Annotated in this window: 22 protein-coding genes; 16 read left to right on the plus strand and 6 right to left on the minus strand. The window is 63.6% G+C overall.

Annotation, left to right across the window (positions count from 1 at the left end):
- Window positions 1–4 precede the first annotated feature (4 nt).
- The 6 genes from NXT3_RS03110 to NXT3_RS03140 all read right to left on the minus strand — a co-directional run bounded on the left by NXT3_RS03110 (window position 5) and on the right by NXT3_RS03140 (window position 6,202).
- Window positions 5–1,051, minus strand: coding sequence for a GlxA family transcriptional regulator (locus NXT3_RS03110; RefSeq protein WP_037423813.1), 1,047 nt, complete (start codon window positions 1,049–1,051; stop codon window positions 5–7).
- Window positions 1,052–1,494: 443 nt separating this feature from the next.
- On the minus strand, window positions 1,495–1,956 hold the full coding sequence (locus NXT3_RS03120) for a YbaK/EbsC family protein (protein ID WP_037424097.1): 462 nt from the start codon (window positions 1,954–1,956) through the stop codon (window positions 1,495–1,497).
- A gap of 79 nt (window positions 1,957–2,035) precedes the next feature.
- Complete coding sequence (locus NXT3_RS03125; protein ID WP_037423818.1) at window positions 2,036–2,224, minus strand: hypothetical protein; 189 nt, start codon at window positions 2,222–2,224, stop codon at window positions 2,036–2,038.
- Between the two features lie 165 nt (window positions 2,225–2,389).
- The gene (locus tag NXT3_RS03130) at window positions 2,390–2,644 is read right to left on the minus strand and encodes a GlsB/YeaQ/YmgE family stress response membrane protein (RefSeq protein WP_037423821.1); all 255 of its coding nucleotides are present in this window, start codon (window positions 2,642–2,644) and stop codon (window positions 2,390–2,392) included.
- Between the two features lie 152 nt (window positions 2,645–2,796).
- Window positions 2,797–4,089 carry an L-rhamnose catabolism isomerase gene (gene rhaI / locus NXT3_RS03135; protein ID WP_037423824.1) on the minus strand — a complete coding sequence of 431 codons (1,293 nt, stop codon included), beginning with the start codon at window positions 4,087–4,089 and terminating at the stop codon, window positions 2,797–2,799.
- A 13-nt stretch (window positions 4,090–4,102) separates the two neighbouring features.
- Window positions 4,103–6,202 carry a bifunctional rhamnulose-1-phosphate aldolase/short-chain dehydrogenase gene (locus NXT3_RS03140; protein ID WP_037423827.1) on the minus strand — a complete coding sequence of 700 codons (2,100 nt, stop codon included), beginning with the start codon at window positions 6,200–6,202 and terminating at the stop codon, window positions 4,103–4,105.
- A gap of 199 nt (window positions 6,203–6,401) precedes the next feature.
- On the opposite strand from NXT3_RS03140, the gene NXT3_RS03145 reads away from it, so the two are divergent.
- The 16 genes from NXT3_RS03145 to cheD all read left to right on the plus strand — a co-directional run bounded on the left by NXT3_RS03145 (window position 6,402) and on the right by cheD (window position 22,437).
- Entirely contained in the window at window positions 6,402–7,214 is an 813-nt protein-coding gene (locus tag NXT3_RS03145) for a DeoR/GlpR family DNA-binding transcription regulator (protein ID WP_037378547.1), read from the plus strand.
- A 124-nt stretch (window positions 7,215–7,338) separates the two neighbouring features.
- Window positions 7,339–8,328 (plus strand): rhamnose ABC transporter substrate-binding protein, encoded by a 990-nt coding sequence (gene rhaS, locus NXT3_RS03150; RefSeq protein ID WP_037423833.1) that lies wholly within the window; start codon window positions 7,339–7,341, stop codon window positions 8,326–8,328.
- Between the two features lie 261 nt (window positions 8,329–8,589).
- Window positions 8,590–10,101, plus strand: a complete 1,512-nt coding sequence (locus tag NXT3_RS03155) for a sugar ABC transporter ATP-binding protein (RefSeq protein ID WP_104838785.1) — start codon at window positions 8,590–8,592, stop codon at window positions 10,099–10,101.
- Window positions 10,098–11,078: an ABC transporter permease gene (locus NXT3_RS03160; RefSeq protein ID WP_097527288.1), complete on the plus strand. Its 981-nt coding sequence runs from the start codon at window positions 10,098–10,100 to the stop codon at window positions 11,076–11,078. Before NXT3_RS03155 ends, NXT3_RS03160 begins: the two co-directional genes overlap by 4 nt.
- Complete coding sequence (locus NXT3_RS03165; protein ID WP_037423842.1) at window positions 11,078–12,082, plus strand: ABC transporter permease; 1,005 nt, start codon at window positions 11,078–11,080, stop codon at window positions 12,080–12,082. The genes NXT3_RS03160 and NXT3_RS03165 overlap by 1 nt, the downstream gene beginning before the upstream one ends.
- Window positions 12,083–12,092: 10 nt before the next feature.
- Window positions 12,093–12,407 (plus strand): L-rhamnose mutarotase, encoded by a 315-nt coding sequence (gene rhaM / locus NXT3_RS03170; protein ID WP_037423845.1) that lies wholly within the window; start codon window positions 12,093–12,095, stop codon window positions 12,405–12,407.
- 1 nt (window position 12,408) lies between these two features.
- Complete coding sequence (locus NXT3_RS03175) at window positions 12,409–13,806, plus strand: FGGY-family carbohydrate kinase (RefSeq protein ID WP_097527286.1); 1,398 nt, start codon at window positions 12,409–12,411, stop codon at window positions 13,804–13,806.
- Between the two features lie 650 nt (window positions 13,807–14,456).
- Window positions 14,457–16,064: a globin-coupled sensor protein gene (locus NXT3_RS03180; protein WP_097527285.1), complete on the plus strand. Its 1,608-nt coding sequence runs from the start codon at window positions 14,457–14,459 to the stop codon at window positions 16,062–16,064.
- Window positions 16,065–16,094: 30 nt separating this feature from the next.
- Window positions 16,095–16,388: an STAS domain-containing protein gene (locus tag NXT3_RS03185; RefSeq protein WP_037423855.1), complete on the plus strand. Its 294-nt coding sequence runs from the start codon at window positions 16,095–16,097 to the stop codon at window positions 16,386–16,388.
- Between the two features lie 3 nt (window positions 16,389–16,391).
- Window positions 16,392–16,757, plus strand: coding sequence for a response regulator (locus tag NXT3_RS03190; RefSeq protein WP_012706836.1), 366 nt, complete (start codon window positions 16,392–16,394; stop codon window positions 16,755–16,757).
- 19 nt (window positions 16,758–16,776) lie between these two features.
- Window positions 16,777–19,071, plus strand: a complete 2,295-nt coding sequence (locus NXT3_RS03195) for a chemotaxis protein CheA (RefSeq protein ID WP_104838786.1) — start codon at window positions 16,777–16,779, stop codon at window positions 19,069–19,071.
- A gap of 4 nt (window positions 19,072–19,075) precedes the next feature.
- Window positions 19,076–19,543, plus strand: a complete 468-nt coding sequence (locus tag NXT3_RS03200) for a chemotaxis protein CheW (protein ID WP_037423861.1) — start codon at window positions 19,076–19,078, stop codon at window positions 19,541–19,543.
- The gene (locus tag NXT3_RS03205; RefSeq protein ID WP_097527283.1) at window positions 19,540–20,448 is read left to right on the plus strand and encodes a protein-glutamate O-methyltransferase; all 909 of its coding nucleotides are present in this window, start codon (window positions 19,540–19,542) and stop codon (window positions 20,446–20,448) included. Before NXT3_RS03200 ends, NXT3_RS03205 begins: the two co-directional genes overlap by 4 nt.
- A complete protein-coding gene (gene cheB, locus NXT3_RS03210) occupies window positions 20,445–21,497 on the plus strand; it encodes a protein-glutamate O-methylesterase CheB (RefSeq protein ID WP_037423866.1) in 1,053 nt (350 codons plus the stop codon). The genes NXT3_RS03205 and cheB overlap by 4 nt, the downstream gene beginning before the upstream one ends.
- Entirely contained in the window at window positions 21,497–21,886 is a 390-nt protein-coding gene (locus tag NXT3_RS03215) for a response regulator (protein ID WP_012706841.1), read from the plus strand. Before cheB ends, NXT3_RS03215 begins: the two co-directional genes overlap by 1 nt.
- On the plus strand, window positions 21,883–22,437 hold the full coding sequence (cheD, locus tag NXT3_RS03220) for a chemoreceptor glutamine deamidase CheD (RefSeq protein ID WP_037423868.1): 555 nt from the start codon (window positions 21,883–21,885) through the stop codon (window positions 22,435–22,437). The genes NXT3_RS03215 and cheD overlap by 4 nt, the downstream gene beginning before the upstream one ends.
- The last annotated feature ends 46 nt before the right edge of the window (window positions 22,438–22,483 follow it).

A 22,483-nucleotide genomic window follows, 5' to 3' on the forward strand; every position in this document is an offset into this window, starting at 1 on the left:
GCATTTAGCCTTTTCGGCCTGGCGCGCCGCGGGCGGCAGCGAGTTGCTTGCGTGCCGCCGCCGGCGTGATCGAGAAGGCCTTGCGGAACTTGCGAATGAAGTGAGAGACGTTCTCGAAGCCGGTTTCGAGCGCGATCTCGATCAGCGGTTTGTCGGTGGACGCGACGAGGCGCATCGCCGCGTCGAGGCGGAGCTTCAGATAGACGGATATCGGCGTCGCCCCGAGCTCGTTCTGGAACAGGCGCTCGAGCTGCCGGCGCGATATGCCGAGGACATTGGCCACGTCGTCGATGCCGATCAGATCTTCGAGATGCTGCTCCATGACCATCAGCGCGAGGCTGATCCGCTTGTCCTGCACCGGAACGGGGCCGAGCGGATTGCGCGGCTGCATTTCGCTCGCCTCGCGGCGACGGGTGATCTGCATGATTTCGAGCGCATTGCGTTCGGCGTCTTCGCCGACATGTTTCCTGATCAGGTAGGTCGCGAGATCGGCGACGCTGCTGCCGCCGGCGCAGGTGATGATATTGCCGTCCTCGACGAAGATCCGGTTCGAGGTGACCTCGATCGCCGGGAAGCGGCCGCGGAATTCGTTGTGATGAAGCCAGCTCACGCAGGCGGCATGGCCGTCGAGCACACCGGCTTCGGCGAGAACGAAGCTTCCCGTACAAACGCCGATGATCGGCACGCCGGCGCGCGCGGCGCGGTGGAGATAGTCGGTCGTTTCCCGGTCCAGCGGTTCGGCGACGTTGAGCCGTCCGCCAACGACGGCGATATAGCTAAACTCCGTCGGCGGCCGCAGTGGCGCGGTCGGCGCCACCTGGATGCCGCAACTCGACATGACGAAGTTCCTCGTGCTGCCGAGCACTTCCCAGTCGCAGTTGACGCGCCCCGACTTGTCCTCCACGTCGCTTCCCAGGCGAAGCGCATCGACGAAGAGCGAGAAGGCGCTAAGCGTGAAGCTGCGCGCCAGAATGAATCCGACACGCAGCACGCCCTTGTCCTTGAGGGGCTTTCCGGCGGCTGCCGATGTTTCCGTGAGGGCCGTTCGCAACGTCGCGCTGTTCCGTACCGATCCGGTCGGGGAATGCCCACCGGCTCCCGACCGTCAGGCGCGTCTCGGGACGCGCCTTCAAAGTTTGAATCCGCTTCTATTCGGCAATTATCCCGCAAGCAACGGTCCGGGTAAATGCTTTCCTTCGCATCTGGAACAAGGGGGCTAATCCGCATTGACAGGATGACTTATTAACCAACTTGTCGGAAAATTCTTAATGTCGATGGGAGGGATCGGCACGCCGGTTGTCGGCGACGGGCCGTCAAGTTGCGCCTTCGCTTATTCCCATTGGAAGCGGGGCAAGGGTCAACGCAGATGACAATGCACATGATGAAGGTGCTTTTGAGCCTCATGGCCGCGCTTTCGTTCGGCTCGCTCATGGTCCTAATCGCCGTTTTATAGGATCGCATGCTGGCCGCATCTCGGTCGCCGCGGCCGGAAGGTCAGGTCTCCGACACGTCGATCCATTCCGCGCCGGTCAGCTCCGCCATGCGCTGCGGGCTGATGTGGACGGCCGCGTTGATTGCGCCGGCAGCGGGCACGACGACGTCGAATGCCTTCAAGGATTCATCGCAATAGACCGTATGCGGCTTCACAAGGCCGAAGGGGCAGACGCCGCCGACCGGATGGCCGGTCTCGGCTTCGACCTCGCCGAAGCCGAGCATGCGCGCCTTGGTGCCGAAGCGGGCCTTGTATTTCCTGTTGTCGAGACGGGCGTCGCCGCGGGTGACGATCAGGATCACGTCGTCGCCGACGCGAAGCGCCAGCGTCTTGGCGATCTGTGCCGGCTCGACCCCGTGCCCCTCGGCCGCAAGCGCCACCGTGGCGGTGCTCTGCGGGAGCTCGATGACGTCGATGTCGGGGGCGTGCTCGGAAAAGAACTCTTTGACGGAGGTCAGGGTCATCGAAAGGCCGGTGCTGCGATCTGAAAAAAGGATATCCGCGGCGAATGCGGCCGACGGTCTGCTGAGGAAGGGGAATGTTTCAGTCGTCGTTCGACGCGTCAAGTTCTTCCGGACGCAAACCCTCCTGTTGCGGCGGCAGGTAGCCGTGGCTTGCAAACCAGTTTTCGAGAATCGTGGAGATCGCGTCCTGGCGCGTCAAGGCGGCGGGATGATCGCTCATGTAGGATTGCAGCGCGGTTTCGATCTTTTCCGCATAGAACTCGGTCATCTTTCCCTCCGCAGCTTCATCGAGTGGCGATCCGCGGCTCTTACGCGGATCGCTCCAGCGCCCCGTCAGCCGGACAAGGATCGCCGTGGCACTTGTCATTGCTGAATGATTTTGTCCTCAAACCGGTTCCGATGGTAGGTGAATCCCGCGTCGGAAATCGCCATTTCAGGCCTGTTTGACGATCCGGATCAGCACCAGCAGGATGACCGCGCCGATGGTCGAATGGAGGATTGCAGCGAGGATGCCCGTGCCGAGCGTAATGCCGACGGCCGGAAACAGATAGCCGGCAATCAGCGCGCCGATGACGCCGATCACGATGTTGCCAAGCAGGCCGAAGCCGAAGCCGCTGACGATCAGGCCAGCGAGCCAGCCGGCGACGGCGCCGACGATCAGAAATACCAGAATGCTTTCAATGCCCATCAATGCTTCCTTTCGGTTGTAGCTGCAGGAAACATAGCTCATCCCTTGCGGGCAGATAGGGGAGATTGCGATCGGGGATGATTTTTCTCAGCAAAAGGGATGCCGGCCGCGGCCGGCTACCCTTGCCGAACCGTGGCCTGCACCTCGGATATTCAGACGATACCGCCGCCACCGCCGGCAACAGCGGGCCGTTCGGCCGCCACCCGGGCCCGATAGCCGCTTGCCCGGTAAGTCGCGACCGGCGCGATCGCACCGCCATTTTCGAGGCGGGCCGCGGCCAGGATCGGTTCGACATCGGTGCGGAAGGCAGCTTTCAGCGTCTCCGAGGCCATCAGCGCGTCGTTCTCCTGCTGGTAGCCGTCGAGCGCCCGGCGGTCGACGAGGAGCGCCTGAGCATAGGCACGGCCGACTTCCGTCGCACTCACCATCAGGCTCTCGATCGGATCGGTCACGTTATGGCTTTGGTCGAGCATATGCGCCGGACTGAAACCTTCCGCAGCGCGCGTCTCGGCATCGACCAATTCGTTGAACACCAGGAAGAGCCGGTAGGGATCGATCGAGCCGGTGTCGAGGTCGTCGTCGCCATATTTCGAGTCGTTGAAATGGAAGCCGCCGAGCTTCTTGAACTGGATCAGCCGGGCGACGATCATCTCGATATTGACGTTCGGGGCGTGATGGCCGAGATCGACGAGGCAGAACGCCTTGGGCCCGAGTTCCTGGGCGATCATGTAGTTGGTGCCCCAGTCCTGCACCACCGTCGAATAGAAGGCCGGCTCGTACATCTTGTGCTCGGTGAAGACGCGCCAGTCATCCGGAAGCGCCCCATAGATCACCTTCATCGAGTCGAGATAGCGCTCGAAGGCCCGGGTGAAGTTGCTCTGACCGGGAAAGTTGGAGCCGTCGCCGATCCAGACCGTCAGCGCCTTCGAGCCGAGCGCCTGGCCGATCTCGATGCATTCGAGATTGTGCTCGACCGCCTGGCGGCGCGTCGCGGCATCGGTGTGGGTGAGCGAACCGAATTTGTAGGAATGCGCCTGGCCCGGGGCGTCGGAGAAGGTGTTCGAGTTCATCGCGTCGAAGCCGAGGCCGAGGGAGGCTCCCTTTTCCTTCAGCGCCGCCAGGTCGGCGACCTTGTCCCACGGAATATGCAGGGACACGGTCGGAGTCGCCCGGGTCAGTTGCTGGATGACGCCGCAGTCCTCGAGCTTGTCGAAGATGTTGCGCGGCTCGCCCTGGCCGGGAAAGCGGGCAAAGCGCGTGCCGCCGGTGCCGACACCCCAGGAGGGCACCGCGACGCCGTAGGTGGCGACCTTCCGCTTGATGGCGTCGATGTCGATGCCGCGCCGCGCAAGCCGTTCGCCGAGGGTTTCGTAGTCGCGCGTGAGCGCTTCCTGCCGCTTGCCATTCTCGGCCTCGATCACCGACGTGCTGATCATGTTGGTCATGGCTTGCTCCCGATCAGCGCGTGAAGGACTGGGCGTTGCCCGCGTCGACATTGACGATGTTGCCGGTCGATTTCGCCGACATGTCTGAGGCGAGGAAGTAGATCGCCTCGGCAATGTCTTCCGGGAAGACGCTGAGTTTCAGCATCGACCGCTCGCGGTAATGCGCCTCGAGATCGTCCACGTCCATCTTGTAGGCCGCCGCACGCTGCTGCTTCCATTCGCCGGTCCAGATCTTGGAACCGCGCAGCACCGCATCCGGGTTGACGACGTTGACGCGGATCTGCGCCGAGGCGCCCTCCAGCGCCAGGCAGCGGGCAAGATGGATCTCGGCCGCCTTGGCCGTGCAATAGGCCGACGCGCCCGGCGAGGCTGCGAGGCCGTTCTTCGAGGCGACGAACACGATATTGCCGCCGTCCTTCTGGCTGCGGAAGATGCGGAAGGCTTCGCGCGACACCAGGAAATAGCCGGTCGCGAGAATGTCGATGTTCTTGTTCCAGAGCGCGAGCGTCGTATCCTCGATCGCCGCCGACGAAGCGAGTCCGGCATTGGAAACGAGGATGTCGAGGCCGCCGAATGCAAGGAGCGCATCGCCGAAGCCGGCCTCGACCGCGGCCTCGCTGGTCACGTTCATGGCGACGGAGCGGACGAAATCCTTGCCGTAGCGGGCCGCAAGCTCGTTCTGGGCGGCCCCGAGCGCCGCCTCGTCGATATCGGCGAGAACGACACAGGCGCCTTCCTGCATCAGCCGGTTGGCGGTCGCCTTGCCAATGCCGCCGGCGCCGCCGGTGACGAGGGCGACGCGCCCGGCGAGGCTCTTCGGCTTCGGCATGCGTTGGAGCTTGGCTTCCTCGAGCAGCCAATATTCGATGTCGAAGGCTTCCTGCTCGGGCAGGCCGACATAGGTCGACACGCCGGAGGCGCCACGCATCACGTTGATTGCATTGACATAGAATTCGCCGGAGATCCGCGCCGTCGCCTTGTCCTTGGCAAAGGTGATCATGCCGACCCCGCGTACCAGATAGACGACGGCATTCGGATCGCGCATCGCCGGGCTGTCTGCGCGCTTGCAGCGCTCGTAGTAAGCGGCGTAGTCGGCACGGTAGGCGGCGATCGCCTCCGGAAGGCCGGCAAGCGTCTTTTCGACGTCCGGCTGGGCCGGGTCGAAGTCGACCACCAGCGGCCGGATCTTGGTGCGCAGGAAATGGTCGGGGCAGCTCGTGCCGAGTGCGGCGAGCGGCTCCAGATCGGTCGAGGTCACGAAGTCGAGCACCGACTGGCTGTCGTCGAAATGGCCGACCTTCTTCTCCTCGGTGCTGATCAGTCCGCGGATCACTGGCATCAGCCTCTTGGCGATCGCCGCGCGCTCGGCAGCGCCGAGCGCCGGCCTCGCCTCTCCGCCGAAGGCGGGGGCGGTGTTTTCCGCCTCGAACCAGGCGATCGCCCGGTTGATGATCTCGATCGTCGTCTCGTAGGCTTCCTTCGCGGTGTCGCCCCAGGTGAACAGGCCGTGGCTTTCGAGCACGACGCCCCGGGCTTTCGGATTGTCGAGGCAGAATTTCTCGAGCCACAGGCCGAGTTCGTAGCCCGGCCGCTTCCACGGCAGCCAGCCGATCTCGTCGCCGAAGATCTTCCTGGTCAGTTCCTTGCTGTTCTTGGAGGCGGCGATGGCGATGATCGCGTCCGGATGCATATGGTCGACATGCGGCTTCGGCACATAGGCGTGCAGCGGCGTGTCGATCGAAGCGGCGCGCGGATTGAGGTTGAAGGTGCAATGCGGCAGGTAGCCGACCATCTCGTCCTCGAATTCGACGCCGCGATAGATGCCCTTCAGCGCCCGCAGCTTGTCCATGTAGAGGGTGGCGAAGCCGTCCATCTTGATCGTGCCGACGTCGCCGCCCGAGCCCTTCACCCAGAGGACCTCCACCGTCTCGCCGGTGAGCGGGTCCTTTTCCATCACCTTGGCGGAGGTGTTGCCGCCGCCGTAATTGGTAATACGCTTGTCGGAACCGAGGAGATTGGAGCGGTAGAGCAGCCGCTCCGCTTCGCTCATCGCCGCCGCCTTGGCGTCGTCCCAGAGATTGGCCAGGCGTGCGCCCTGTTGCTTGTCGAGCATCTCGAATTCCTCCCGGTAAGCTAGCCGCCGGCACTCGGGCCGCGACGATACGATAGCATCAGATCACACGCTTGATGCGCAGATGTCAATCAAAAACGATCAAAAACGTTCATACTGCAGCGCACAATGAAAAAAGATGATTGAAACTGATTGACAATGCGCGGGACTGATGGAAGCATGCAGAACATCGGAGGAGCGCATGCACGAGAAAGAAAGACATAGGATCATCCTGTCGGCAGTGCAGGAAAAGCCGGTCGTCACCGTGCCCGAGCTCGTCGAATTGACTGGCAGCTCCGAGGCGACGATCCGCCGCGATGTGGCGGCGCTGCATGTGCAGAAACGGCTGCGCCGGGTGCGCGGCGGCGCCGAGGCGATCAACCCACCGCAATTCGTCGGCCTTGCAGGCCGGCCCTTTAGCGTCAACGAGGGCCTGCATGCGCGCGAGAAGCAGGCGATCGCCCGCGAAGCGGTGGCGCTCTGCCAGGACGGCGAGCCGATCATCATCAATGGCGGCACGACCACCTTCCAGATGGTGCATTTCCTCGCCAACCGCCGGATGCAGGTCTTTACCAATTCGTTCCCGATCGCTGAGCACCTGCTCAAGCACTCGAAAAACACGGTGATGCTTTCCGGGGGCACGATCTACCGCGAGCAGAACATCATCCTGAGCCCCTTCGACAACGACGTGACGCGCAATTTCTATGCGCGCCGCATGTTCATGGGGGCGCAGGGGCTCGGGCCGCTCGGCCTGATGGAGGCCGACCCGCTGCTGATCCAGGCCGAGCAGAAGCTGATCGACCAGGCCGACGAGCTCGTCGTACTCGCCGATTCCTCGAAATTTCACAAGCGCTCGAGCCTCATTCTCTGCGGCCTCAAGCGCATCGCCACTGTGATCACCGATTCGGGCATCGAGGACAGGCATGCCTCGATGCTCGAAAGCGCTGGCGTCAACCTTGTCATCGCCAATGCGAGGCCGAAGGTCGACGCGGAAACTGCTTCGACATCCGCCTGAGCGGGTGGTGAGGGGGAAAGGGAGGCGGCCTGACCGGGCAAGCCGGTAGCAAGACCGCCAGATGAAGTTGTCGGGTCGGATTGATGCATCCAGTCCGGATGCAGGCCCAAGGGAGGAGAAAGTGATGAAAGTTCTGAAATCATTGATGGTGACGGCCGCCGTCGCCGCGGCGCTCATGGCAAACGCCGCCCATGCGGAGAACAAGAAGATCGCCCTCGTCGTCAAGGCGCTCGGCATCGGCTTCTTCGAGGCCGCCAACAAGGGCGCCCAGGAAGCGGCCAAGGAACTCGGCGACGTCGAGATCATCTATACCGGTCCGACCTCGACGACCGCCGAGGGGCAGATCGAGGTGATCAACTCGCTGATCGCCCAGAAGGTCGATGCGATCGCGGTTTCGGCCAATGACACCGACGCGCTCGTGCCGGCGCTCAAGAAGGCGATGGACCGCGGTATCAAGGTCATTTCCTGGGATTCGGGTGTCGCCAAGGAAGGCCGGCTGATGCATCTCAACCCGTCGTCGAGCCCGCTGATCGGCAACATGATCATCAAGCTCGCCGCCGATAACCTGCCGGAGGGCGGCGACGTCGCCGTGCTCTCGGCTTCGGCAACGGCCACTAACCAGAACACCTGGATTGCCGAGATGAAGAAGGTCCAGGGCAACTACAAGGGCATCAATGTCGTGGCCACCGTCTATGGCGACGACCTAGCCGACAAGTCCTATCGCGAGACGCAAGGCCTCATCCAGTCCTATCCGAACCTGAAGGCGATCATTGCGCCGACCTCGGTCGGCATCGTCGCCGCCGCTCAGGCCGTCACCGACGCGGGCAAGATCGGCCAGATCAACGTCACGGGTCTTGGATTGCCATCCGAAATGGCCGGTCACGTCAAGTCCGGCGCCTCGAAGTCCTTCGCCATCTGGAACCCGATCGACCTCGGCTATTCGGCAACGATGATCGCCTATGATCTCATCGGCGGGGCCGAAGCCAAGCCCGGCGCGGAACTGAAGATGGGCCGCATGGGTACCGTCAAGCTCGACGACAACAATGAAGGCGCCATGGCCGACCCGTTCGTCTATGATGCCAAGAACGTCGAGGAATTCGCGAAGATCTTCTGATCGGCGCGACCGGTATATGCCCCTCATCCGGCCTGCCGGCCACCTTCTCCCCGTTTGTCGGGGAGGAGGGACCAAGCGGCCGCGTCTCGCCCTCACCCTCACCAACGCCGGCGCAAACCGCGCACTGCGAAGGGGGCCCTCTCCCCGTCAAAACGGGGAGAGGGCCAGGGCGAGGGGCAACTGACAATCGAAGGCGCCCCGATGGGCTGGCCGACTGACTTGGTGGACTCTCTCTTGTTGCAGGAACCAACCACATCGCGGATGAAGCCCGCCATCACGCTCGAGGGCATATCGAAGTCCTTCCCGGGCGTGCGTGCGCTCTCCGACGTCTCCCTCGCGCTTTATCCGGGTTCGGTGACGGCGCTGATCGGCGAGAACGGCGCCGGCAAATCGACGCTCGTCAAGATCCTGACCGGCATCTATCAACCCGATGCCGGCGTGATCCGGGTCGCCGATACGGAAACCACATTCCCCACCGCCCTTGCCGCGGCCAGGGCCGGGGTCACGGCGATCCATCAGGAGACGGTTCTCTTCGACGAGCTCTCCGTTGCGGAAAACATCTTCCTCGGCCACGCCCCGCGCAACCGCTTCGGCTTCATCGACTGGCAGAAGCTCAATGCCGATGCCAAGGCCCTGCTGCAGAGGGCCGGCGCCGATTTCGATCCGACGATCCGGCTGCGCGATCTCGGCATCGCCAAGAAGCACCTTGTGGCGATCGCCCGCGCGCTGTCCGTCGATGCGCAGGTCGTGATCATGGATGAGCCGACGGCGGCGCTGTCGCACAAGGAAATCCATGAGCTCTACGCGCTCATCGAGCGGCTCAAGGCCGAAGGCAAGGCGATCCTCTTCATCAGCCACAAGTTCGACGAGATCTTCCGGATCGCCGACCGCTACACGGTCTTCCGCGACGGCACGATGGTCGGCGAGGGGCTGATTGCCGACGTTCACCAGGACGATCTCGTCCGCATGATGGTCGGCCGTGCGGTCGATTCCGTCTATCCCAAGAAGGACGTCAGGATCGGCGATCCGGTGCTGACCGTCTCCGGCTACCGCCACCCGACCGAATTCGAGGACATCAATTTCGAGCTGCGGCGCGGCGAAATCCTCGGCTTCTACGGCCTGGTCGGCGCTGGCCGCTCGGAGTTCATGCAGTCGCTGATCGGCATCACCCGGCCATCGGCGGGTGCCGTCAGGCTCAATGGCGAGGTGCTGGTCATCCGCAGTCCGGCCGAGGCGATCCGCGCCGGCATCGTCTATGTGCCGGAGGAACGCGGCCGCCAGGGCGCGATCATCGGCATGCCGATCTTCCAGAACGTAACCCTGCCGTCGCTTTCCCACACCTCGCGCTCGGGCTTCCTGAAGCTCGCCAACGAGTTCGCGCTGGCGCGCGAGTATACATCCCGCCTCGATCTCCGCGCCGCTTCGCTCGATCAGGACGTCGGCACGCTCTCCGGCGGCAATCAGCAGAAGGTGGTGATCGCCAAGTGGCTGGCGACGAAGCCCAAGGTCATCATTCTCGACGAGCCGACGAAGGGCATCGACATCGGCTCGAAGGCCGCCGTCCACGCCTTCATGAGCGAGCTCGCGGCGCAAGGCTTGAGCGTCATCATGGTGTCTTCGGAAATCCCCGAGATCATGGGCATGTCCGATCGCGTCATCGTCATGCGCGAGGGCCGGTTTGCCGGCCGCTTCGAACGCTCCGAACTGACGGCCGAAAAGCTGGTGCGCGCGGCAGCGGGCATTGAAGCGCAACGCAACGGGAGGGCCGGATGATCGCCAAGCTCCTCAAGAACCGCGAGATCCTGCTCGTCGGCGCGATTGCCGTGCTGCTCGCCTTGATCGCCTTGCGCTTTCCGGCATTCGTCGGACCCTCCAACCTCGCTCGGGTCTACAACGACACGTCGATCCTGATCATCCTGGCGCTCGGCCAGATGGCCGTCATCCTCACCCGATGCATCGATCTGTCGATGGCGGCCAATCTGGCGCTTTGCGGCATGGTTGCCGCCATGCTGAACGCCGCCTTTCCCGGCCTGCCGATCCCGCTCATCATTCTTGCCGCCATGGCGCTCGGCGGTCTGCTCGGCATGATCAATGGCACGCTCGTCTGGAAGCTCGACATCCCGCCGATCGTCGTCACGCTCGGAACGCTGACGATCTATCGCGGCCTGATCTTCCTCTTGACCGACGGCAAGTGGATCAATGCCCACGAGATGAGCGACGCCTTCAAGGCGCTGCCGCGGCTCGATCTCGCCGGCGTGCCTGTACTGTCCTGGCTGTCGCTGCTGATGATCGCGGTCATGTTCCTGGTGATGAGCCGGACGCCGCTCGGCCGGGCCTTCTATGCGGTCGGCGGCAATCCGCACGCCGCCGTCTATACGGGCATCGATGTCGGCCGCACCCGCTTCTTCGCTTATTGCCTGTCGGGCGCGCTCGCCGGCCTTTCGGGCTATCTCTGGGTGTCGCGCTATGCGGTCGCCTATGTCGACATCGCCGCCGGCTTCGAGCTCGACATCATCGCGGCCTGCGTCATCGGTGGCATTTCGATCGCCGGCGGCATCGGCTCCGTGGCCGGCGCCGTGCTCGGGTCGCTCTTCCTCGGCGTCATCAAGAACGCGCTTCCCGTCATCAATATCTCGCCCTTCGCGCAGATGGCGATCTCCGGAACGGTCATCATCATTGCCGTTGCCGTCAACGCCCGCGCCGAGCGGCGCAAGGGCCGGGTCATTCTCAAGAAAGCGGAGGCGGTCTGATGGCTGACGCTCAACTCTCTCCCCGCAATATCCCGGATCGCCTCGAGGCAGGCGGCGCCCGCCTGATGAAGAGCTGGGAGGCGCTGCTCATCGTGGTCGCTACCCTCATCTTCCTCGGCAATTCCTTTGCCTCGCCCTATTTCTTGGACCCGTGGAATCTCTCCGACGCCACCTTCAACTTTACCGAAAAGGCGATGATCGCCTTTGCCATGGCGCTGGTGATCATCTCGGGCGAGATCGACCTCTCGGTCGCCTCGATCATCGCGCTCGCCTCGACGGCCATGGGCTATGCGGTGCAACTCGGCGTCGATACCCCGGCGCTTGTCGCGATCGGTCTTTCCGTCGGGCTTGCCTGCGGCGCCATCAACGGATTGCTGATCACCGGCCTCGGTCTGCCGTCGATCGTCGTGACGATCGGCACGATGAGCCTGTTTCGAGGCCTGTCCTTCATCATTCTCGGCGACCAGGCCTTCACCGGCTATCCGGAAAGCTTCGCCTGGTTCGGCCAGGGCTATGTCTGGTGGGTCTTCTCCTTCGAGTTCACGCTCTTCGTGCTGCTCGCCGTCGCCTATGGCGTGCTGCTCCACAAGACGAATTTCGGCCGCGCCGTCTATGCCATCGGCAACAACCAGACAGCGGCGCTCTTTTCCGGCGTGCGGGTGGCGCGGGTGAAGTTCACGCTGTTCCTGCTGACAGGCCTGATGGCTGGCCTCGCCTCGGTCTGCCTCACCTCTCGCCTCGGCTCGACGCGCCCCTCGATCGCGCTCGGCTGGGAGCTTGAGGTCGTCACCATGGTCGTGCTCGGCGGCGTCAACATTCTCGGCGGCTCGGGAACCATACCCGGCGTCGTGCTGGCGGCGCTGATCATGGGCATGGTCACCTTCGGTTTCGGCCTGTTGAACGTACCGGGCATCGTCATGTCGATCTTCATCGGCCTGCTGCTGATTTCGGTGATCGCCCTGCCGATCCTGTGGCGGCGCGCCCGCCGCCGTCTCGCGCATTGAGGTTTCTCCCATGGAAAAATACGCGTTCCGCATGCGGCTCAATCCAGGCATGGCCGAGGAATACAAGGCGCGCCACGACGCGATCTGGCCCGAGCTGGTGGCTCTGCTGAAAGACGCCGGGATATCGGACTACTCGATCCATCTTGACGAGGAGACGAACCTGCTCTTCGGCGTTCTCTGGCGGACGGACAATCACCAGATGGCCGATCTGCCGTCGCACCAGGTGATGCAGAAATGGTGGGCCCATATGGCCGACATCATGGAAACCCGTGCCGACAACGAGCCGGTCGCCGTGCCGCTCAAGACCGTCTTCCATCTCAGCTGACATGAAGACCGTCGCCGTCATCGATATCGGCAAGACCAACGCCAAGGTCGCGTTGGTCGACCTCGCGCGCTTCGAGGAGATCGCCGTCCGCAAGACGCCCAACATCGTCGTGGAGGCGGGGCTCTATCCCCACTTCGACGTCGAGCATCTCTGGCGGTTCATTCTTGGGGGCCTTGCAGAGCTGCACCGTGTACATCCGGTGGATGCGATCTCAGTCACAACACATGGGGCGACAGCGGTCCTGCTGGATCAAGCGGGCGAACTCGCCCTGCCGGTCCTCGACTACGAATTTGCCGGCCCGGACGCGCTCGCCGAGGAATATGGCCGGGCGCGTCCAGCCTTTTCAGAAACCGGGTCGGCCCGCCTGCCGATGGGGCTCAATGTCGGTGCTCAGCTTTTCTGGCAGCAGCGTGCGTTTCCCGAGCAGTTCGCCAAGGTTGCGACCATCCTCACCTATGCGCAATACTGGTCCTACCGCCTGACTGGCGTTGCCACCAACGAGCTGACCTCGCTCGGCTGTCATACCGATCTCTGGAACCCTCTAACCGCGGCGTTTTCGACATTGGTCGAGGCACAGGGTTGGGCGCGGCTGTTCGCGCCTGTGCGCAAGGCGGGCGACGTGATCGGCGGATTGCTGCCTCCTCTGGCCGCGGCCGCGGGGCTGCCATCCGGCTTGCCGGTCTATTGCGGCATTCACGATTCGAACGCCTCGCTGCTGCCGCACCTCTTGACACGCCGGGCACCGTTTTCCGTCGTCTCGACCGGAACCTGGGTGGTGATGCTGGCGATCGGCGGCGAGCAGGCGGAGCTCGATGAAACCCGCGACACGCTGATCAATGTCAACGCGCTTGGCGACCCGGTGCCGTCTGCCCGCTTCATGGGCGGCCGCGCCTTCTCGATGCTCGTCGGCGACAATCCGCCGCCGGCCTCGACCGAAGCCGAAGCGCGCGTGCTTGCGGGAGGCTACATGCTGCTGCCGTCGGTTCTGGGCGGCTCCGGCCCTTTTCCCTCGGCACGGCCGCGTTGGACGGTGAACGAGGCAGACCTTGCCCCGCCCGAACGACTTGCCGCCGTCTCCTTCCATCTCGCCCTGATGACGGCGACCTGCCTCGATCTCATCGGCGCCAGGGGAGAAATCGTCGTGGAAGGGCCTTTCGCCGCGAATGGCGCCTATCTGCGGATGCTGGCCGCTGCGACCGGCCGGCCGGCGCTCGCCAACAGCCTGAGCAGCACCGGAACGAGCCTTGGTGCAGCCTGCCTCGTCGCAGGCGCCCGGATCAGGACGGGTGCCGAAGTCTTCTCGGAAGCGGTTCCGGAAGGCTATGCCGGTTACGCACGGAAATGGCAGCGCTTGACCGCTGAGCATGTGGCTGCAAGCGCATCTTCGCTCGATAGATGAAGTAGAATCCGGCGGATATTCTTGGGCTTGGTAGAAAGACCGCGCGTCAGAAAATGTTGCGGTTTGCCGCCCGTCTATGTTCGAGATTGATGACGATCGAGATCGCGGTCATTGCGAGGATTGCGATGGTGGCGGCACTAATTCCAAGAACAATCATTGCTCATTCCCGTGGACGCATCTTCATGATGTCGCCTGTACCTGTGACGGTGCAGCTTGCGCGGTTCGCGCCTATTTGACCTTCGCTTCGATACTGGACGACAAGTAGAGCCGCAATTCTAAACTCTTGTGATTAAAAACCTGTTGTCTCCAGCACAGTAAAACAGTGCGGAGCAGCGGCGATTAGCGTGTTGGTTGCATTTTAGCGATTCCGACTACGGGCCGGAAACCGTTAACCTTCAAGCAAGGAATTAACCATAAACATGGTCCAACACGTCGGAATAGGAAGTCTCAGCTTCTCTCAAGGCATGATGCCGCACCGCCGTACCGGTTCCGGTCCGGTATGCAATCTCACAGACGTTACTTGCGGGATGGACGATAGAGAACGCTCAGGCGCGCCGATCTTACCGACTGGGCGTGACCGGCCATAGCCCCTCAACGGGCCACATCTTCCCTCAGGCAAGTTTCGACTACGCATCAGGCCGGGGAACAGCGTGCAGCAGGAAGCGTCAGATCAGGCAAGGAAGGGCCAGGCGGGCAGTCTGCTCGAGCGCCTGCGCTTTGCCGGGCTCGACGAGGGAGCCTGCGCGCTTCTGCGGGACCGTCGCCAGGCCCTGTCGCCGCGCATCGAGCTTGCGCTGCGCGACCTTTTTCACCGGTTGCAGACCAAACCGGACGCCGCTCGCCATTTCGACAACGATCGCCAGCTCGACCGACTGCACGATCTTCACTCCTCCCACTGGAACGTGCTGACCGATGCCCGTTTCGACGGGCTCTACGCCGAGCGCGTCAAGGTGCTCGCCGACACGGAAGCGCGCATGGGGCTCGACCCGCGCTGGCAACTCGCGAGCCATTCGGTGGTGCTGGAACATCTCATCGTCGGCGCAATCGAGGATGCCTGGCCCAAGCTTCCTTTCGGCAAGGCACGCAGGAACGAACTTTGCCGTCTCGTCGCCGCTCTCGTGCGTGCTGCCTTCGTCGATAGCGAGATCGCCGTGTCGCTGCGCTTCAACGCGCTCCGCCAGCAGCATCAGCGCCAGCTTTCCGAGCAGCGCAAGGGCGACGAGTCCGAAGTAGCGGCGCTGTTTTCGGATTTCCTGCAGGCTCTCGCCGACGGCGACCTCGGCGCCCGGCTGCCGACGGAGACACCTGATGTCTACCGGCCGATCGCCGCCGGGCTGAATGCCGCCTTGGACCAGATCCAGCAGGCTCTGCAGTCCGGAGACAAGCGTGCAGCGGCGGCCGAAGGGATGGTGGAAAGCCTTCGCAGCCGCACCAACGCGTTTTCCGGCACCGCAGGCAGCGAGGCCGAGGCCCTGACCGGCCAGGTCGCAGCGCTTGGGGCGATGACCGAACGCATGCGCTCCGGCTCGTTCAGGATCAGCGAGGCCGAGGCCAAGGCGAGCGAAACGCGCCGTGCTGCGGAGCGCAGCGGCGAGATTGCCGGTCAGGCGATCTCCGCCATGGCGGATATCGAGGCGTCCGCGGAGAAGATTGGCCAGATCATCGGCGTGATCGACGAGATTGCCTTCCAGACGAATCTGCTCGCCCTCAATGCCGGCATCGAAGCGGCACGCGCCGGCGAGAGTGGCCGCGGCTTCGCGGTCGTCGCGCAGGAAGTCCGGGCGCTGGCGCAACGCTCCGGCGAGGCGGCGCGCGAGATCAAGCAGCTCGTCAACGGCACGAAGACGCAGGTCGAAGCCGGCGTCGAGATCGTCGGTCAGACGCAGAATGCGATCAGCAGCATCGTCGAACAGGTCATCTCGATCAATGCCGCCGTCTCCGGCATCGCCCGCGAGGCGGAAGCGCAGGTCAGCGATCTGGCCGCCGCGGCGACCGAGATCGGCGGTATTTCGACGGCGATCGGTCGAAGCGCGACGGTCGCTGGTGAGGCGGCGGCTTCGACCGAGGATCTCCACGGCACCATTGTGGAGCTCGGTAAGACGATCCGCCGCTTCCGTTTCGAGCGCCAGGCGGGATTAAGGGCTCCGACCTTTGTCCAGCCGTCCGCGCTTTTGCCGCAAGTCGACGAGGACGAACGAGCGATGCCGTTCAGCGATGACGCCGCCTCGGGGCGCCAGGTCGCCGGATGGCGGCGCTAAGGTCAGGGAACAGGTCAGTCGAGGGACAGAATGGCCAGCAAGAATACCGCAAAGAAATCGCTGAAGCTCGCTCCGGTGCTGGACCTGAACGAGGCGACCGCGCTGCATGAAAGGCTGCTATCGCTCAAGGGCGCTCCGGTCGTCATCGACGCGTCCGCCGTCGAGCGGATCGGAACGCTCTGCGCACAGGTGCTGATGGCCGGAGCCAGAAGTTGGGAAGAAGACCGGATGTCCTTCACCTTTGCTAAGGTGTCGGACGCTTTCGTTAAAACGACACAGCTCATCGGCGTGGACATCGCGCCCCTGATGGCAAAGGAGATTTGAGAAATGAAGAAGAGAGTTCTGACTGTGGACGACTCCCGGACGATCCGGAACATGCTTCTTGTTACCCTCAACAATGCCGGCTTCGAAACGATCCAGGCCGAAGATGGCGTCGAAGGGCTCGAAGTGCTGGAGACGGCCAATCCCGACGTGATCGTCACGGACATCAACATGCCCCGCCTCGACGGCTTCGGCTTCATCGAAGGCGTGCGCAGGAACGACCGCTACCGTGCCGTTCCCATCCTGGTGCTCACCACCGAAAGCGACGCCGAGAAGAAGAACCGCGCGCGGCAGGCGGGCGCCACCGGCTGGATTGTCAAGCCGTTCGACCCGACCAAGCTGATCGATGCCATCGAGCGCGTAACGGCCTGAGATCCGAGGGTAGCCTCCAATGGATATGAACGAAATCAAAGAGATCTTCTTCCAGGAATGCGAGGAGCAGCTCGCGGAACTGGAGTCGGGTCTCCTGAAGCTCAATGACGGCGACCGCGATCCCGAGACGGTCAACGCCGTCTTCCGCGCTGTCCACTCAATCAAGGGTGGCGCCGGTGCGTTCGGTCTCGATGACCTCGTCTCGTTTGCGCACGTCTTCGAGACGACGCTCGATTGCGTTCGATCCAACAGGCTTGAGCCCAACCAGGACGTCCTGAAGGTCATGCTGAAATCGGCGGACGTGCTTGCCGATCTCACCAATGCCGCCCGGGACGGCGGCAGCGTCGACGAGGCGCGCAGCCGTCAGCTGATCAAGGAGCTCGAGGCGCTCGCCAATGGTGAATTGCCGCAGGCGGCCGCTGCCGAGCCGGTGGCAAAGCCGGCGCCTGTTGCCGCACCGGCCCCGGCGCCCGCACCCGCTCCGGTGGTCAACGAGGAAGGCTTCCAGCCCGTCGCCTTCTCCTTCGACGAGTTCGAGGCGAACGAGCCTCCGGCGGTCGAGCCCTCGACCTTCGAAATCCTCTTCAGGCCGAAGTCCGAGCTCTATGCCAAGGGCAATGACGCGACGCTGCTTTTGCGCGATCTCTCGCGCCTCGGCGAGATGAGCATCCTTTGCGACATGGACGAACTGCCGGCGCTCGGCAGCATGAATCCGGAGGCCGCCTATTTCGCCTGGAAGATCTCGCTGAAGACCGACAAGGGCGAAGACGCGATCCGTTCGGTTTTCGAATTTGCCGAGTGGGATTGCGAACTCGAAGTGACGCTCGCCGGCGACCCTGCCAATGCGGGCGAGGAATTGCCGATGCAGCCCGTTCCGTTCGACCTGTCGCTGCTCGATGAAGAGGCGCCGGCCACGGCAGGGGCTTCCGAGGACGAGGAGCAAGCCGTTGCCCAGCGCGAGGCTCGCGACGAGGCCCTGTCTGCCGCGGCGACCGCGAGCAAGGTCCTGCAGATGGCCCAGACCGCACGCGCTTCGGCCGAAAGCGCGAAGAGCGCAACGCCGGTCTCCGCGGCACAGGCGGCAGCACAGCAGGCCGCGTCGGCTGCCACCCCGACGATCCGCGTCGATCTCGACCGCGTCGACCGCCTGATCAACCTGGTCGGCGAGCTCGTCATCAACCAGGCGATGCTGTCGCAGAGCGTCATCGAGAACGACACCAACGGTACGTCGTCGATCAATATGGGGCTCGAGGAGCTGCAGCAGCTCACCCGCGAGATCCAGGACAGCGTCATGGCGATCCGCGCGCAGCCGGTAAAGCCGGTGTTCCAGCGCATGTCGCGAATCGTCCGCGAAATCGCCGACATGACCGGCAAGTCGGTACGTCTCGTCACCGAAGGCGAGAACACCGAGGTCGACAAGACGGTCATCGACAAGCTGGCCGAGCCGCTGACGCACATGATCCGCAATGCGGTCGACCACGGTCTCGAAACGCCGGAAAAGCGTGTCGCCGCCGGCAAGAACCCGGAAGGCACGGTCCGGCTGACGGCGAAGCACCGGTCCGGCCGCATCGTTATCGAGCTTGCCGATGACGGCGCCGGCATCAACCGCGAGAAGGTCCGGCAGAAGGCCATCGACAACGACCTGATCGCCGCCGATGCCAATCTATCCGACGAGGAAATCGACAACCTGATCTTCCACGCGGGCTTTTCGACCGCAGACAAGATCTCCGACATTTCCGGCCGCGGCGTCGGCATGGATGTCGTCAAGCGGTCGATCCAGGCACTCGGCGGCCGCATCAACATCTCGTCGAAGCCGGGGCAGGGTTCTGTCTTCACGATGAGCCTGCCGCTGACGCTCGCCGTCCTCGACGGCATGGTGGTGACGGTCGCCAACCAGACGCTCGTCGTGCCGCTGACGGCAATCGTCGAAACACTTCAGCCGGAGGCCTCGGCGATCCACAGCTTCGGTGCCTCCCAGCGGCTGATCTCGATCCGCAACTCCTTCTGCCCGCTGGTCGACGTCGGACGCATCCTGAACTTCCGCGCTATCCAGGCCAATCCGGTCGAAGGGGTGGCGCTGCTCGTCGAGTCCGAAGGCGGCGGCCAGCGCGCCCTGATGGTCGATGCGATCCAGGGCCAGCGGCAGGTGGTCATCAAGAGCCTCGAGGCGAACTACACCCATGTGCCGGGCATTGCGGCGGCCACCATTCTCGGCGATGGGCGCGTGGCGCTTATCCTCGATGTCGACGCGATCGTCGCCGCCTCGCGCGGACACTCCCTGAAACCTGAAATGTCTCTTGCTGCAGCCGGATAATACTATGACCTATGTCGCAAAAAATCTGACGACTAGCGGACGGGAGCTGATCGCTTTCCGCGCCGGCGGCCAGGAATTCTGCGTCAACGTAATGTCGGTCCGCGAAATTCGCGGCTGGACGCCTGCGACCGCGATGCCGCACGCGCCGAGCTACATGCTCGGCGTCATCAACCTGCGCGGCGCGGTGCTGCCGATCATCGACTTTTCCGCCCGCCTCGGCATGAAGCCGGCCGAGCCGACGGTCCGTCATGTGATCATCGTCGCCCAGGTGAAGAGCCAGGTGGTGGGGCTTCTGGTCGATGCCGTCTCCGACATCCTGACCGTCTCGGATGGCGACATCCAGCCGACCCCGGATATCGCGTCGGACTTCGAAAGGAGCTTCGCGCGTGGCGTCCTGGCAATCGAGGGGCGGATGATCTGCCTGGTCGAACTCGACCAGGTCTGCCCGCAAGAAGAAAGGGAAGCGGCATGAGGGCCAAGGCCACTTTCGAACAGAAGCTGTCGCCGGACGAATGCCTTGCGGCCGGCGAATATCCGCTGACCCGCCGCGACCTCAGCGAAATTGCCGCGATGATCTATGCGGATGCCGGCATCTACCTGAACGAATCCAAGGCGTCGCTGGTCTATTCGCGGCTGTCGAAACACATCCGCAACCTAGGCCTCAAGGGCTTCCGCGACTATTGCCAGCTCGTCGCCTCGCCGGCCGGTGCTGCGGCGCGCCGCGACATGCTCTCGCATCTGACCACCAACTTCACCCGCTTCTTTCGCGAGAACCATCATTTCGAGCATCTGAAGACCGACGTGCTGCCGGGCCTCATCGCCCGGGCGAAGAACGGCGGCCGGGTCCGCATCTGGTCGGCCGCCTGCTCGGACGGCCAGGAGCCCTATTCGATCGCGCTGACGGTGCTGTCGCTGCTGCCGAATGCCGCCGAATATGACTTCCGAATCCTCGCGACCGACATCGATCCGAAGATCCTGGCGCTCGCCCGCGCCGGCGCCTATGACGCGACGGCGCTCGAAACGGTAAGCCCCGCCATGCGCAAGCAATGGTTCAGGGAGGTCGAGGTCAACGGCCGCGGCAAGTGGCAGATCGATGACCGCGTCAAGCGGCTGATCACCTTCAACGAGCTCAATCTGATGGCGCAATGGCCGCTCAAGGGGCCCTTCGACGTGATCTTCTGCCGCAACGTGGTGATCTACTTCGACGAGCCGACGCAGATGAAGATCTGGTCGCGATTTGCGGGCGTGCTCGACACGGGCGGCCATCTCTATATCGGTCACTCGGAGCGCGTCTCGGGGGATGCCAAGACGATCTTCGACAATATCGGCGTCACCACCTATCGCCACACCGGCAAATTCCATGGAGGTCGGGCATGAACGCTCCCGCCCGTGTTCTCGTCGTCGATGACTCGCCCACCATGCGCGGGCTGATCTCGGCCGTGCTCAATGCCGATCCGGAGGTGAAGGTCGTCGGTCAGGCGGCCGACGCGCTCGAGGCTCGCCAGGCAATCAAGCAGCTGGATCCCGATGTCGTCACCCTCGACATCGAGATGCCGAACATGAACGGCCTCGAGTTCCTCGACAAGATCATGCGGCTGAGGCCCATGCCGGTCATCATGGTCTCGACGCTGACCCACAAGGGTGCCGAGGCGACGATCGCCGCGCTCGAAATCGGCGCCTTTGATTGCGTTGGCAAGCCGCATCCCGGCGATCCGAATCCGTTCGGCGGTCTGGTCGACAAGGTCAAGGCGGCGGCGCGCTCGCAGCGCAAATCGATGATCACCAGCAACCGGGCAGCATCGACGCCGGCCGTAAGCAGCGCGTCCGACTACAAGGCGGGCCGCAAGATCATCGCGATCGGCGCCTCGACCGGCGGCGTGGAGGCCCTGATTGCCGTCCTGCAAAAGTTCCCGGCAAATTGCCCGCCGACGGTGATCACGCAGCACATGCCGCACACCTTCACCAAGAGCTTTTCCGAACGGCTGAACCGGCTCTGCGCGCCGACCGTCCAGGAGGCGACCGACGGCGCCCGTCTCGAGGTCGGCAAGGTCTATCTGGCGCCCGGCGGCGACCGGCACCTTCAGGTCGCCAATGCCTCCGCGCCCTGCTGCCGGCTGGTTGACCGGGAACCCGTCAACGGGCATCGCCCGTCGGTCGACGTGCTGTTCGATTCGGTTGCCGAATTGGCGGGGCGCAATTCGATCGGTGTGATCCTGACCGGCATGGGGCGCGACGGCGCGGCCGGCCTCCTCAAGATGCGGCATGCTGGGGCGCGCACCTTCGGACAAAACGAAAAGACTTGTGTCGTCTATGGAATGCCCAGAGTGGCTTACGAATTGGGCGCTGTCGAAACGCAGCTCCCCCTCGGATCGATCGGGGAGGAGATATTGAAGACGGCAGCAGCCCGGAAGGAAGGAAGCGAATAATGTCCATCGCCGAAAAGATTAAGGTTCTGATCGTCGACGATCAGGTCACGAGCCGACTGCTCCTGGGCGACGCCCTGCAGCAACTGGGCTTCAAGCAGATTACTGCCGCCGGCGACGGCGAGCAGGGCATGAAGATCATGGCGCAAAACCCGCACCACCTGGTCATCTCGGACTTCAACATGCCGAAGATGGACGGTCTCGGCTTGCTGCAGGCGGTTCGCTCGAACCCGAACACCAAGAAGGCGGCCTTCATCATCCTGACCGCTCAGGGCGACAGGGCGCTCGTCCAGAAGGCCGCCGCGCTCGGCGCCAACAACGTTCTCGCCAAGCCGTTCACCATCGAAAAGATGAAGGCAGCGATCGAGGCGGTCTTCGGGGCACTGAAATAATGTTGGAAGCTGCCGGCAGGCGTGTGCATGTCATTCAGGGCGAGTTCAAGGTCGTCAACGATCCGGATGTCGTTCTCTCGACGATTCTCGGCTCCTGCGTGGCCGCCTGCATGCGCGACCCGGTGGCGGGCGTCGGCGGCATGAACCATTTCCTGCTGCCCGGCTCTTCGACGTCGCCGGCCTCGGCCGGTGACGCGACGCGCTACGGCGTGCATCTCATGGAATTGCTGATCAACGGCCTCCTGAAACAGGGCGCGCGCCGCGATCGGCTCGAGGCGAAGATCTTCGGCGGAGCCAGGACGATTGCGCGCTTCTCGAATGTCGGCGAGCAGAACGCCGCCTTTGCACGGCAGTTCCTGCTCGACGAGGGCATCCGCGTCGTCGGCGAGAGCACCGGCGGAGAGCATGGCCGCAAGCTGGAATATTGGCCGGTCACCGGTCGTGCCCGCCAATACGCGCTGACCGGTGTCGAAGCCCAGCGCGCCATCCATCAGGACCAGCGGCCCGCGCCTGCGCCGAAGCCGGTGGAAAGCTCGATCGAGTTCTTCTAATCGCGCCGTCGGGCGAGCTGGCGGCTCGGACGCCAAGATTTCCTTC

The sequence above is a fragment of the Sinorhizobium fredii genome, assembly GCF_002944405.1.
Classification (GTDB): Bacteria; Pseudomonadota; Alphaproteobacteria; order Rhizobiales; family Rhizobiaceae; genus Sinorhizobium; species Sinorhizobium fredii_C.

Excerpts from the sequence above, each read along its gene's own strand:
- rhaM (WP_037423845.1), top strand. The coding sequence starts at position 12,093 with ATGGAAAAATACGCGTTCCGCATGCGGCTCAATCCAGGCATGGCCGAG.
- rhaS (WP_037423833.1), top strand. The coding sequence starts at position 7,339 with ATGAAAGTTCTGAAATCATTGATGGTGACGGCCGCCGTCGCCGCGGCG.
- NXT3_RS03160 (WP_097527288.1), top strand. The coding sequence starts at position 10,098 with ATGATCGCCAAGCTCCTCAAGAACCGCGAGATCCTGCTCGTCGGCGCG.
- NXT3_RS03200 (WP_037423861.1), top strand. The coding sequence starts at position 19,076 with ATGACCTATGTCGCAAAAAATCTGACGACTAGCGGACGGGAGCTGATC.
- NXT3_RS03205 (WP_097527283.1), top strand. The coding sequence starts at position 19,540 with ATGAGGGCCAAGGCCACTTTCGAACAGAAGCTGTCGCCGGACGAATGC.
- NXT3_RS03190 (WP_012706836.1), top strand. The coding sequence starts at position 16,392 with ATGAAGAAGAGAGTTCTGACTGTGGACGACTCCCGGACGATCCGGAAC.
- NXT3_RS03185 (WP_037423855.1), top strand. The coding sequence starts at position 16,095 with ATGGCCAGCAAGAATACCGCAAAGAAATCGCTGAAGCTCGCTCCGGTG.
- NXT3_RS03125 (WP_037423818.1), bottom strand. The coding sequence starts at position 2,224 with ATGACCGAGTTCTATGCGGAAAAGATCGAAACCGCGCTGCAATCCTAC.
- cheB (WP_037423866.1), top strand. The coding sequence starts at position 20,445 with ATGAACGCTCCCGCCCGTGTTCTCGTCGTCGATGACTCGCCCACCATG.
- rhaI (WP_037423824.1), bottom strand. The coding sequence starts at position 4,089 with ATGACCAACATGATCAGCACGTCGGTGATCGAGGCCGAGAATGGCAAG.
- NXT3_RS03120 (WP_037424097.1), bottom strand. The coding sequence starts at position 1,956 with ATGACCCTGACCTCCGTCAAAGAGTTCTTTTCCGAGCACGCCCCCGAC.
- NXT3_RS03140 (WP_037423827.1), bottom strand. The coding sequence starts at position 6,202 with ATGCTCGACAAGCAACAGGGCGCACGCCTGGCCAATCTCTGGGACGAC.
- NXT3_RS03195 (WP_104838786.1), top strand. The coding sequence starts at position 16,777 with ATGGATATGAACGAAATCAAAGAGATCTTCTTCCAGGAATGCGAGGAG.
- NXT3_RS03165 (WP_037423842.1), top strand. The coding sequence starts at position 11,078 with ATGGCTGACGCTCAACTCTCTCCCCGCAATATCCCGGATCGCCTCGAG.
- NXT3_RS03215 (WP_012706841.1), top strand. The coding sequence starts at position 21,497 with ATGTCCATCGCCGAAAAGATTAAGGTTCTGATCGTCGACGATCAGGTC.
- NXT3_RS03175 (WP_097527286.1), top strand. The coding sequence starts at position 12,409 with ATGAAGACCGTCGCCGTCATCGATATCGGCAAGACCAACGCCAAGGTC.
- NXT3_RS03155 (WP_104838785.1), top strand. The coding sequence starts at position 8,590 with ATGAAGCCCGCCATCACGCTCGAGGGCATATCGAAGTCCTTCCCGGGC.
- NXT3_RS03145 (WP_037378547.1), top strand. The coding sequence starts at position 6,402 with ATGCACGAGAAAGAAAGACATAGGATCATCCTGTCGGCAGTGCAGGAA.
- NXT3_RS03130 (WP_037423821.1), bottom strand. The coding sequence starts at position 2,644 with ATGGGCATTGAAAGCATTCTGGTATTTCTGATCGTCGGCGCCGTCGCC.